Origin of the sequence: Prevotella sp. MGM1, assembly GCF_002933775.1 — a bacterium.
Taxonomy (GTDB): domain Bacteria; phylum Bacteroidota; class Bacteroidia; order Bacteroidales; family Bacteroidaceae; genus Prevotella.
Genome location: NZ_BEWV01000059.1, coordinates 1 through 13,521, shown reverse-complemented (window position 1 = coordinate 13,521; position 13,521 = coordinate 1). Strand labels below are relative to the sequence as shown.

Here is a 13,521-nt window from a genome sequence, read left to right as displayed (position 1 = left end):
AATTTGCTGAATGGCATTAAACAAACAAGTATGGGTTAATCAAATCCTATCGGGATTTTACCCCGATGACAGCTTTTTGCAGAAAGTTGTCAATTATTCCGAATTTGTGGAAAATGACCGCTTACATGTTCCCGCGGCGGGCATTGATCCTAAAGTGTTGATAGACAACACAACCTATCCTATTAAGGTTGTAGAGCGTGACGATGAGGACAACGAAATCCCCCTCGCCAAGTTCGAGACCGAAAACACCCTCGTCCGCCGTCCTGACGCAATCGAATACAGCTATAACAAGCTGGAGAGCGTAATCGGCCAGCACCGCGCGACATTGCGCAAGAGCGTTGCGATGAAAGCCGCACACGCCTACGCCCCCAACACCGACACAACAGATACCCCCGTAATACTCACAACGGGCGCGGTTGTCAAAGGCCGCCGCCGCATGACCTTTGCGGACATTCTGACGCTTAAAGAGCGTTTCGATGAGGCCGAAATACCTTTGACCGACCGCTACATAATTCTGCACCCCAAGCACGTGTCCGACCTGCTGCTGGAAGATATTGAGCTGTTCAAAGACCTTACCAGCATAAAGGACGGCGAGCCACACAAGTTCGCGGGCTTTGGCTGTTATCAGTTCGCCCAGATGCCGACATACAAGACAGTCGGCGGCAAACTTACAAAAGTGCCTTTTGCCGACGCGGCAACAGACCAGTTCGCCTCGGTGGCGTTCTATGCAAAAGAGGTAATGAAAGCGGACGGCGACATTTATATGTACGCCAGCGTTGACGACCCCAAAGAGCGCGGCACGATTGTAGGCTTTGACAAACGCTTTGTCGCTCTGCCTATCCGTGGCAAAGGAATAGGCGCGATTGTCAGTGATATAGTGACCGAATAACCGCTAAAATTGAGCCTATGCACACAAGCACAAAAGCACGTGCGAAAGCGGCTCAAACAATCGCCGCAAAGCACTATGAAAGTGGGAATCAATCAAAGAGCCTAAAGGCCGTTTGGCGGCGTTATGTTGTTCCCCAAATGGGTATTTGTTACCATACATTTTTGGCATACTTAAAAACGCCAATAGATTAGGTTTTTCGTATCCTACACATACAGACGAGCCAGCGGCGGCACATTTAACGATGTGGCCGCCGCTGGTGATTTTTAACATTTGAGCCGCTAAACTCGTGCTCTTTTCGTTTTTATTTGATAGGTTCATTTTTTATAATGTATTGATTTACAGCGTATTTATTTTTTTGTTACACAAGTAACACGAATAAGCCTAATTTATAGGTTTATTGGTTATAATTCAACAACTTAAATAGCCTTGATTTTGTGAACTAAATTTGCGGTTGTATCTCCAACTTTTGCTCGTTTCGTTTTGGCGATTATACGACGCTTCATGGAAAGGCATGAGAGTGACACTCGACATCGGCGGAATAATATATCTGGGAGACGTATATCTGAACGGACATAAGATTGCATCGACCGATTACGGATATGTAGGACTTGAAGCCGACCTCACTCCCCACTTACGTTTCGACAGCGACAACGTGATTGCCGTTTACGCATCGACAGGCCCGAAAAAAGGCTCACGGTGGTATACGGGTGGAGGTCTTTTCCGTGATGTGTTCCTCAAAGTATCCAACCCGACACACATAGCCCGCCACGGGGTGTTCATCACCACACCGGAAGTGAGCCGCGAGCATGCCACCGTCGGCATACAGGTAGAGGTTGACGGATGGCAGAAACACAATGTGAGAATACTCGCGAGGGTGAAAGACAATGACGGGCGCACGCTCGGCACCGTGGAAAGCGGCATGCCTGAGCATACCCACCAGTCGTGCACGGAAGTGAAAATGCCCATCGTGGAACTTCCCGCCCCCAAACTATGGTCTCCCGACACGCCTTATTTATACGATGCCGAAATCATCGTCTACTCAAACGGCATCGCCGTTGACAGCGTTCACGAGTCATTCGGCATACGCAAGCTTGATTTTTCACCGGAATTCGGTTTCAAACTCAACGGAGAAAAATTTTTCCTTAAAGGAAATTCCGGTCACCACGATCTCGGAGCGCTCGGAGCGGCGAGCCACGACAAGGCCATCGAGCGGATGATGATGAGGCTTAAAGAATTCGGATACAACACCATCCGTTGCTCCCACAACCCATACAGCGAGAATTTCGTGCGGATAGCCGACCGTGTAGGACTCATCATTGTCGACGAGCTGATAGACAAATGGAGCGACCGCGACTACTGGGGCGGACGGCAACCGTTCACCGATATATGGCACAAACTGATACCCGAGTGGGTGAAGCGGGACCGCAACAGGCCGAGCGTGATACTGTGGAGTCTCGGAAACGAACTTCAAATACGCGAGGGATGGGCGGGCTTTGCAGGCATGAACGACTGGGGAGTGACCACATACCGCATATTCGACCAAATGGTGAAGAGGTTCGACAACACCCGACCGACCACCGTAGGCATGTTTCCCGCCCGCGCCGGAGCGATAACGAGAAAAGACAAAGACTTCAACGACTATCTCGTGCCGCCGGAACTGAGCTGCGTCACCGAGATAGCGTCGTTCAACTACCAGTCTGACAAATACGCCGATTATCTCAAATACAAGCCCGACATGATAATCTTCCAAAGCGAGGCCGAGACTTCAAAAATGCTTGAGCCCTACTACAACATGAATCATGAACGTAACGTCGGAATATGTTACTGGGGGGCTGCCGAATACTGGGGAGAATCCAACGGATGGCCGAAAAAGGGATGGAACTACTCTTTCTTCGGGCACACCATGCGCCCGTATCCGCAAGCCTACCTCATACGCTCGGCTTTCATGCCCGACGAGCCGTTGGTACGCATCGGAGTGATAGACAGCAAAGGCGGAGAGAGCGTAAGCTGGAACGATGTCATAGTAGGACGCCCGTCTATCCTCGATCACTGGAACTTTGAAAATGGCAGCACGCAGAACGTAGTCACATATACCAACGCACACACTGTGGAACTGATTGTCAACGGGAAAAGCATCGGGACAAAAACCAACAACGGGACACGAAAAGACCAGCGCAACTCCATCCTGTGGCAAGACGTGAGCTACGGAGAGGGTGGAACGATTGAAGCCGTGGCACGGGATGAGGCAGGAAAGACCGTAGCACGCCATAAGATGGAGACCGCCGGAGAAGCCGTGGCACTGCGGATAGAACCTGAGTCCGACACATGGAAAGCCGACGGCATGGACTTGCTATATCTCAACATCACGGCCGTAGACAGGAAAGGACGCACTGTCCCCGGCTTCAACGAGCCGCTGACAATAGAAACGGAAGGGGCGGCCACCCTGCTTGCCATCGACAACGGCGACCATTACACCGACGACCTGTTCCTCGACGTGAACACAAAGCCTATGCTCCAAGGACGCATGCAGGCCATAATGCGCAGCAAAACGGCAGACGGCCGCGTGATTGTGAAAGCAAAAGCGGGAAGCCTGAAACAAATCTACAAAACAAAGACAAGCGCGCAATAAAATACCGCAAAATGCATGTTAGACAAAAATATTTTGTATTTTTGCGACATTATGGCAAAAGACAAGACAGCATACGTGTGCGACCACTGCGGGCAGGAATCGGCCAAATGGATAGGCAAATGCCCGAGTTGCGGCCGTTGGAACACGTTTAAGGAAATAAAAATATCCGCCGATACCGGCTCAATGGCTGCCCGGTCGGCGGCGGTATCAGTACGTGGTACGGTCGGCGGCGGCAAGAACCGTCCGCTGTTTCTTAATGAAATAAGCTCAAAAGACGAACCGAGAATAGACACCCGCGACGAGGAACTGAACAGGGTGCTCGGAGGCGGACTCGTGCCAGGCTCGATAGTGCTGCTCGGCGGAGAGCCGGGAATAGGCAAAAGCACGCTCACCCTGCAAACGATACTGCGGCTGCCCGAACGTAACATCCTGTATGTTAGCGGTGAGGAGAGTGCCCACCAGCTGAAAATGCGCGCCGAGCGCATCGCACATCCCGACAACGCGAACATGAGGATACTGTGCGAGACATCGCTCGAAAACATCTTCGCGCACATCAAAGAGGTGAAGCCTGAAATTGTGATAATAGACTCCATCCAGACCATATCGACCGAAGAGGCCGATACAAGTCCGGGCAGCGTGACCCAGGTGCGCGAATGTGCGTCGGCGCTTCTGCGCTTCTCCAAGACAAGCGGTATCCCGGTGATACTGATAGGACACATCAACAAGGAAGGGACACTGGCCGGACCGAAAATCCTTGAACACATAGTAGACACGGTGATACAGTTCGAAGGCGACCAGCACTACATGTACCGGATATTGCGAAGCATCAAAAACCGATTCGGCAGCACGTCGGAACTCGGAATATACGAGATGGGACACGGTGGACTGCGGCAGGTGAGCAACCCCTCGGAACTACTGCTCACACAAGACCACGAAGGACTGAGCGGCATAGCGATAAGCTCTGCCATAGAGGGTGTACGCCCGTTTCTCGTGGAAACCCAGGCGCTGGTGTCGAGCGCGGCATACGGCACCCCGCAGCGCAGCGCCACCGGATTCGACCAGAGACGGCTGAACATGCTGCTCGCAGTGCTTGAAAAGCGGGTCGGCTTCAAACTTATGCAGAAAGACGTGTTCATCAATATCGCCGGAGGCCTGAGAGTGACCGACCTCGCAATGGACCTCAGCGTTATTGCCGCCGTGCTGTCGAGTAATGTGGATACGGCGATAGAGACAGGATGGTGCATGGCGGGCGAAGTGGGACTGAGCGGAGAGGTGCGACCCGTCAACCGCATAGAACAGCGCATCGCCGAGGCTGAGAAACTCGGTTTCGGACATATCATCATCCCCAAATACAACATGTCCGGACTGAAACACAAAAAGTTCGGCATAGAACTTCATCCGGTAAGAAAGGTGGAGGAGGCTCTGCGGGAACTGTTCGGCTGATAAAAAAATGCAATAATAAAGTCACGGATTTAACACTTTATTTTTTGTCGAAATAGAAAATCAAGGCGCTACGCATTGCGATATACAATGCGATAGCGCCTTTATCGAAAAACGGAAATCCGCCCTATTTCCCGCAACGGGCATCTAAATGGAAGCCGTTCGGCTGCCGATTGCTTTCCGTTTAGCGGCCAAACGGAAAGCAACGGGATACTAAACGCGACGCAATCAGTATACTAAACGCAAACCTGGACTTTCAAAAAGTGGAATGCCCGGAGCGTAAACAACAAACATCCCTCGTATAATATTGATATACAGCACGTTGCACGAAACACTAAAATACGGCGATATTTGCGGCCTCCGCATCTTAATTTTCAAATAACCGAAACATGAATGACCTTTTGTAAATATTATTCCGAATATCCGCCAAACGTGAACAAGCAGTAAAAGCGGAACGGAACACAGGACAGAAACTGTCCGCCAATAATATTAAAGAAAACGATTACGTAAATATTTTACACCCGCCGGCTCTTGCGTACCGATTTTATTATTACCTTTGCAATGGAAAAACAAACTTAAAAACAAACTTAAAAACAAAATCAAATTAAATGACAACATTAACCCTTTCGATTGTCACGGTCTTCGTCATCGGATATTTGTGCATAGCCGTAGAGAGCCTGACAAAAATCAACAAGGCTGCCATTGCCCTGCTGATGTTCGTATTTTGCTGGACCCTGTTCATGCTTGATCCGGGCAGTTATATCGCAGGCGCGGTTGGAGACTCCATTCCGCTGGCGGTAAGCGAGGTGATAGAGAAGCATCTGGGAAGCACGGCCACCACGCTGTTCTTCCTCATGGGAGCGATGACTATTGTGGAACTGGTCGACCAGAACGGAGGATTCAACTTCGTGCGCGACATGCTCAAAACCCGTACAAAAAAAGCGTTGCTATGGCGAATAGCCGTGATGACATTCGTACTCTCGGCCATTCTCGACAACCTGACTACGAGTATCGTGATGATTATGATACTGCGCAAGCTCGTGGCCGACAAGAAAGACAGGATGATCTATGCCGCACTCGTGATAATAGCGGCAAACTCGGGAGGCGCATTCTCGCCTATCGGCGACGTGACAACCATCATGCTGTGGAACAAGGGCGTGATAACGGCAATGGGAGTAATCACGGAAATTATAATACCGTCTGTCGTATCAATGGTGATTCCGGCTTATATACTGTCGCTGTCGCTGAAAGGAGACCTCGCCGAAGTGGAGGAAGAGGCTGACGACACATCAGATGACATACTCTCGGCAGGACAGAGAAAGGCTATATTCTTCCTCGGCGTGGGCGGACTCATCTTCGTGCCGATATTCAAGTCGATAACCCACCTTCCCCCGTTTATGGGCATACTACTCGTGCTCGGTGTGCTATGGACGGTGACCGAGATTTTCTACAGCAGCCTGCCGCACGACAACGAGGATGAAAACGGCAACGGCATGCAGAAGCGCATCACAAAAATGCTCGCCCGGATAGACATGGGTACGATTCTCTTTTTCCTCGGCATACTTATGGCAGTGGCCTGTCTTGAAACAATCGGCGTGCTCGAAAGCCTTGGCGAAGGCCTCAACGTGGCGTTCAACGGCAATCACTATCTGGTGACCGGTATCATCGGCGTGCTGTCAAGCATCGTGGATAATGTGCCTCTCGTGGCCGGTTGCATGGGCATGTATCCGGTGGAAGCTACCGGTGACATGGCTGTCGACGGTGTTTTCTGGCAACTTCTCGCTTACTGTGCCGGTGTCGGCGGTTCGATGCTGATTATCGGTTCGGCTGCCGGCGTAGTGGTGATGGGACTGGAAAAAATCACCTTCGGATGGTATATGAAGAAAATCACCTGGATAGCTTTCATAGGATACCTTGCGGGAATAATCGTCTATTGGGTGGAAAAGATGTTTTTATTCTAAGATAACATTGAGGAGTCAAGGAAGAACATTTAGGAGTTAAGAAATTAAGGAGTTAAGCCAAATGCAGTCAAGACAAACGGTAAACAGGAAATAATCAAATCCTGAGAGTATTGGCTTAACTCATTAACTCTCCCAATATCCCTCCTTAATTCCTCAATAAGCTTTCTTAATTCCCTCAATAAACCTTCTTAAATCCCCAATGAGCCTTTCTCTACTCCATAAAAAACATCGGTGCGGTTTCCAATTGGAAACCGCACCGATGTTTTTTATTATAAATTCTCCCTGAACTCGCTTGGTTTTCGCCCTGTCTTCATCCTGAACTTGGACGAGAAATAATCAGGCGAATCGAAACTGAGACGATAGGCTATTTCCTTTATGCTCATGTCGGTGGTGGTGAGCAGCTCCTTTGCGCGCTGCAATTTGAGGCTCTGCTGATAGCTTGCCGGACTGATACCGGTATATTCCTTGAACAGTTTTCTGAAATTGGAATAACTCATCCCCAACTCATCGGCAATCTGATGAATAGACAACGGTGTTTCGAGAGACTCTCGTATACGCAGCCGTCCGCGGTTAATCATGTCTATGCGCTTTGGTGTCCTGTTAAGTTCAATATTACGTTCGAGAGAGTACATCATTCCGATAAGGTGATTGACAATGCCGGCAAGTATCTGCTGTGAATTGGCCGGCTCTTTGTCTGCGATATTGAAAGCGGACTTGTACAGCTGCACTATCTCAGCCGAGAAACCTACATGATATATCGGTTTTTCGGAACTGAGGAAGCCGGCCGTAACCCTGTCGTCCACGTTTCTGCCCATAAATCCGATCCAGTAGCTCTTCCATCCGCGGTCTTCTCTCGGATGGTAAGTATGCCACTCTCCGGGGAAAAGCAAAAACATGTCTCCCTCTTTCAGTTCGGTCTCGCCGATATGGTCACTCCGGAAAGTTCCGCTGCCCTCAACGATATACAGCAACTGATACTCATTCAGCCTTCGTCCCTCCTCTACCTTGAAGTAATATCCGTCGGCATGTCCGCGAGTAGGATAAGCCGCACCGGGAGGAATTTCTTCATATCCCACAGTGCTGACCGTCAGTCCCCACTGCTTGTCTCTATCATTGGCTAACACATATTTACTCTTCTGCATAATAATTTATTTGTATTGTTTTTTTGTCCATAGGATATTAACACTCTCCCGCCTCTCTCGGCACTATACTCTCCGCGACACAAGGTATCCATACCCAGAATGTGGAGCCTTTATCAAGTTCAGACTCTACACCTATATCTCCTCCGCACACATCGGCAATGGCCTTGCAGATGCTGAGACCAAGTCCGGTACCCTGTACAAAATCATTCAATTTCACAAACCGGCGGAACACATCCTTACATTTTTCTTTTGGAATGCCCTTACCGGTATCTTCACAATATATATATATCCCTTCACCTTCCTTCCGGTAGCCCACCTTGATATGTCCGCAGGCGGTGAACTTCACGGCGTTTGTCGTGAAGTTGATGATAATCTGCTGTATGCGTTCGATATCCAGTTCTGTGACGAACGACAGGTACGGATTGTCTTTTATAAACCGGGCGGAAGACTCGGAGGCATGCAGTTCGAGTGTGGTACAGATATCTTCGAATGCCAGTGCGAAATCGATCTTTCTCGGTTCTATCTTCGGACCGTCCGCATCCATTGTCGATATCATCAGGATATCATCTATCAGATGTATGAGAAGATCGCAGTTCTTACGTATTATCCTTACCAACTCGGCTTTCTCTTCCGGACCGTCCATCGACGGCAACAGGTCGCAGAAACCTACAATGGCATTCAACGGCGTGCGTATCTCATGGCTCATGTTGGCCAGGAAGGTGCTTTTCTGCAACTCACTGTCATTTGCCCGTATTATCTCCGAACGCAGTCTCTCCTGCGCTTCCTCCTGTTCTGTTATGTCACGGATAAGTCCGAAAAGTCCGATTACATTACTATTATCGTCATAATCGGGCAGCCTGTTTATGGAATACCAGCGCACTTTGCCGTCTTTGTGAATGAGATCTACGGTCGGCAATACTATTGTCTTCGGCAAAACAGTCCCATCAGCGGTATTAAGGAACTCTGCGGCCGTCTTCTTATTGGTGTCTCCCACCACCCTGCCTATGAACTCCTCCCTGCTCATCTCGATGTCTACGGTATGCTGATTTCTAAAATATGTGATGTGAGAAGTTGCCAACGACATGCGCCAGTTCATAGTCTTACTCTCTGTGAGTAGGTAACGGAGGTCTCGCTCGTATCTGGCCGTTTCCATATTTACACGACGTATATTGTCATTGATGACTTTTCGCTGCAAATACATCTCGCGCTCTTTAGTCACCAGTTGCAGAACGACAAGAATATGGCGTAAAGAGCCTTCGGCATTCCTGATCGGGCAAACCCTTATCTCGGCATACTCTGACACACCGCGTTCCGGAACGGAAATCTTTGAGCATACCACCATGTTGTCTATCCCTTCTCCTGAAAGGTGCATTCCGTCCAGAAGCGCGTTCAAAATGTTTCTTTTATAATAAAAGTCATCTTCCTGAGAGCGGAATTTAAGTATCTGACGAACCCGTTTATTGGTGTTTACCAATCTGCCTTTACTGTCATATAGCAGCAATCCCAATACCGAGAGGTCGAATATACTTGCATATTTATCTGCCAATATCTGATGCTGCTTGTCTTTCTTACGCTCATCGGTTATGTCTGTCAGCGTACTGATTATGTTCAGCGACTTACCGTCTTTCCACTTCTCTATTATGGATTGATTATATAGCTGTATCCATTGCGGATTGTCGGGAGTACCCGCATTCCATGTATATATTTGTCCTTTCTCCGTATCTCTGTCACCGGCTATTATACGGTCCGTATAGTCTGCCATGGCTTTCTGGCTGTCAGGATGTATCAAATCATAATACTGCTGAGCCGTCATTCCCTCCGGTGGCAGATGATTTCCATACAGATTATCCACCCTCTCACCTGTAATACTCAACTGAACAACGCTGTTGCCGCTCATTTTCAGAGCCTCTTCCATCAGCTTGTTCTTCTCAGATATACGTCGCACGGCATATTTAATCTGATTGGCTATCAACCTGTTTGCCATAATTACGGCAGACAGAAGCACCAGGACCATGACTATCACCAGAAGAACTATTTTAGGAACGTTTCTCGTTTCATTCTCAGGATGAAACCATTTGTTTACCAATTGCTTCTTCATGCCCGACTGCTCAAAACGCGCGAACTGGTCGTCAAGCATGTTTATCAACTGCTGGTCATGGGCGACAAAGCGCATATCACCTGTCGGTATGTCAATATCGGTAACCTCTATATTGTCGATATTCAGTTTTTTCAACATGTTCTTTATCGACGCTTCACTGTAAATGAAGTACTGATAAAGACCGTTGTCTATATTTGCCAGACATGTTCTCGGAGAGTTTATGCGCAGTTGCTTCTTGTCTATATCCTTGTGCCGCAACACCCTGAAAGCCGCATAGTCATATCTTTTCACTGCGAGCAGACTGCCTTTGCCAAGCTGTCTGATATTCCTCAACGGCGGAGTGCCGCGCTTGTAGGCTATCTTTATCTTATAAGGATATATTGTCTTACGGCTGTAATATACAGCGGCGGAATGCTTGCTCCTGTTATTCAAAGGCTCTATGATGAGATCCACCTCGCCTTTCTCAAACATCTCAACAGCCTGTTCACGCTCCCGCATTACGAAAAAATACGGGATTTTCAAGTCTTTGAGCACCCTATTGAACACATCTATGTTATATCCTGCCGGCTCACCGTCGTCATCTATATATTCAAACGGCGCGAAATCCCAGTCTATAACGACTCTCAACGGCCGCTCGGCCGTATATGGCATATCACCGGCATATCCCGTCCTGGCAGCATGTACGGAACCAATGGTCATTAACGCGACCATTGCGGTAATGAAAGTTACAATCCTGTTTAAAGATAATCCTGCCATAAACGCTTATTTATATACGTATGTCTTTCTTTTTTACGACTGTCGCTTCGCACGGAATCCTTATCCATACAGTCACACCTTTGCCTTGTTCGGAGTCCACATCCATGCTCCCCCCCATCTTCTCGACAAGTTTTTTGCATATCTGCATCCTCAGCCTGATGGCGCTCTGGTCCATATTCTCCGCCACATTCATATTGTTGAACATCGTATCAAGGTTCTTCTTCTCTATGCCCGCCCCTGTATCCTCAAGGCAGATTTCGAGATTACCATGGTAATACCCGTATCTTCCCCTCAGCATTCCGCTGCTCGTGAAGTGCGCACTGTTTGTAGCCAGCATCTCAATCACCTGCCCGACATGGTTCGAATCGATATCCACCACAAGCTGCTCATAGGGACTGTCAACAATCATCTCCACCCCGTCTTTCAGCTCATGGCTCCATCCGGTGATGCAATATGCCATGAACTCACATGCGAAATCCGTGGGAGACTTGGTTATTTCCACCATATTGGCATCGAGTTTCGACAGAAACAATATGTCGTTGATAAGCTTTAGAAGCGCTGACGAATTGTTTCTTATCTCACTCATGAAGACCTCTTCGTCTTCCTTTGAATGCTCAATGTTGAACATTTCGGCAAATCCCACGACAGAGTTGAGCGGTGTACGCACCTCGTAACTGATGTTTTTCATGAATGCCGTCTTCACCGTCTCGGCTTCACGTGCCTTGTCCATCTCCTGTTTCAGTAGCCTGTCAGTCTCTTCTATCATGCTAACGTCACGTCCCAAGCCGAAGTAATGAGCCACATTTCCGTTCTCATCCTGAATGGATATTCCGTTGAATTGCAGATAAATATCTTTTCCTTCTTTATCATGGAACACTGTTTTCAACTTTATATCAAACCTGTCGGTCATGCACTTGTCCATCTTGTTTATCAGGCTTGCCACACGATGCTTGTCGCATTCATCCGTCAACATGGCGCATTTGATTTGCGAAAGTCTCATCGGCGGCTCGTCGAGATTGTACATCACCTCCATTATCTTGGTCTTCGGATAATAGCTTATCAGCCATATACGGCTCACTTCAAGCGCATTGTTGATGTTCTTGATATATTCGTTCCGCCTCTTCGTCTGATCGATGATGTACTTTTCGTTCTTCTGCTCGTTACGTATGCTTCGCACTTGAGATGTGATGTCTCGCCCGATAAACAGTATTCCCGTCAGACCGTGCTCGCTGTTGAATATCGGTGTCAGCATGTGCTCGTAATATTCCACTTTTTCAGGTATTATGCCGAACACGTTGTCGGCGTCTGCCATGCCTCTGTTTCCCTTCACAATCAACGAGGCATGGAAACTTGACATATTGTATATATCGATCTCAGCGTATGCCGGAATAAACGTAAGAGGTATCTTACGATCGAGAAACATCTGCTTGTCGGTGATCTTAAACGTCTCGCAAGTACTGTCGTTGATGTCCGTCAGTATGCCGTTGCTGTCGAAATACGCCATATCCATTTTCAGAAAGTTGAACACCACGTCGTTTCTCAACAACAGGTTTTGCATATTTATATGCCTCTCCTGCTCCGCGTTGACATTCTGTTGCGTGCCGAGCAGCAACGACGGCGAATTGCCTTCCCTTTGGAATACTGATATCTTGACATAAAAATAATGCTCATTGTCCGGCGTACCAGGCTTATGGCATCTCACGAGGACAGGTTTCACATCCTCATTGCCGGTCTTTATATCCTCAATCGCCGCATATATCTTATTGTAATCCTCCTCATTGAAAAAGACGGAAAAGGATAGACGGTTGTATTCCTCATCCTTGTCTCCGTCGTTAGTGAAGGTGGCAAACACGTCACGATCCACATCATAAGTCCATATCTGTATCTTTCCGGAATGAAGATACAGCGCCAATCTCTTGCTCTGTATATTGCTTATCCGCTTGATCTTGCCCATACGGTAATGATATATGCGGTTATATACCAGCAATAACACCGCCACTATGCCAAGCGCCCACGCTATATACCATACGAAAGACGGTATGCCGGTCGACTGTACCTCGGGATAAAACCACTTGTTTCTTATGAGCTGCAACTCCTCGTCATACACCATCGCCTCGTAGACGCTGTCCACACGCCTCAGCAAATCCTCGTCGTTTGACATGAAATGATACTCTCCGTTGGGCATCACTATCGGCGTGATCGTGAAATTATCGAGATTGTTGCGCCTGAGGGTGAACTTCAACGACAACGAGTTCCACAGTACCTGTCCGCTATCTTTCGCCGCCGCTTTTATTATGGCGTTCTCTATGTCGTGATGCGGAACGGCGCAATCCTCCAATCCGGCTTCCATCACTATGCGATGGCTCACGCTGTTGTTCTGCATTATCACCTTGTGCCCTTTGAGGTCTTCAAGGCTGTTGATATCCACGGGCTCTTTCTTGGGGTGCGCCACGCCATGCGTGAAAAGCGCCACCACCGAGTTTCCGTATTTTCCGAATTGCGAGTGATATTTCGTACGCATGCCGAGCATAAGGTCAGACTTGCCCTCCTTCAGGTCGTTATAAGCCTCGCTCGTGCTCCTGAGCTTTATGATATAAGGTATGTCA

Annotated in this window: 7 protein-coding genes; 4 read left to right on the top strand and 3 right to left on the bottom strand. The window is 48.4% G+C overall.

The window, feature by feature from the left end; genetic code table 11:
* Positions 1-10 precede the first annotated feature (10 nt).
* The 4 genes from MoGM_RS01400 to nhaD all read left to right on the top strand — a co-directional run bounded on the left by MoGM_RS01400 (position 11) and on the right by nhaD (position 6,919).
* Positions 11-889: a hypothetical protein gene (locus MoGM_RS01400; RefSeq protein WP_104368437.1), complete on the top strand. Its 879-nt coding sequence runs from the start codon at positions 11-13 to the stop codon at positions 887-889.
* A gap of 511 nt (positions 890-1,400) precedes the next feature.
* Entirely contained in the window at positions 1,401-3,518 is a 2,118-nt protein-coding gene (locus tag MoGM_RS01395; protein ID WP_104368436.1) for a glycoside hydrolase family 2 TIM barrel-domain containing protein, read from the top strand.
* 51 nt (positions 3,519-3,569) lie between these two features.
* Entirely contained in the window at positions 3,570-4,961 is a 1,392-nt protein-coding gene (radA, locus tag MoGM_RS01390) for a DNA repair protein RadA (RefSeq protein WP_104368435.1), read from the top strand.
* A gap of 605 nt (positions 4,962-5,566) precedes the next feature.
* The gene (gene nhaD, locus MoGM_RS01385; RefSeq protein WP_104368434.1) at positions 5,567-6,919 is read left to right on the top strand and encodes a sodium:proton antiporter NhaD; all 1,353 of its coding nucleotides are present in this window, start codon (positions 5,567-5,569) and stop codon (positions 6,917-6,919) included.
* A gap of 269 nt (positions 6,920-7,188) precedes the next feature.
* Here the strand turns inward: nhaD and MoGM_RS01380 are convergent, their stop codons facing one another.
* The 3 genes from MoGM_RS01380 to MoGM_RS01370 form a co-directional block, all read right to left on the bottom strand.
* Positions 7,189-8,061 (bottom strand): AraC family transcriptional regulator, encoded by an 873-nt coding sequence (locus tag MoGM_RS01380; RefSeq protein WP_104368433.1) that lies wholly within the window; start codon positions 8,059-8,061, stop codon positions 7,189-7,191.
* Between the two features lie 37 nt (positions 8,062-8,098).
* Positions 8,099-10,915, bottom strand: coding sequence for an ATP-binding protein (locus MoGM_RS01375; RefSeq protein WP_104368432.1), 2,817 nt, complete (start codon positions 10,913-10,915; stop codon positions 8,099-8,101).
* A 10-nt stretch (positions 10,916-10,925) separates the two neighbouring features.
* Positions 10,926-13,521, bottom strand: a 2,596-nt coding sequence (locus tag MoGM_RS01370; protein WP_146078612.1) for an ATP-binding protein, incomplete at its 5' end; no start/stop codon positions are given.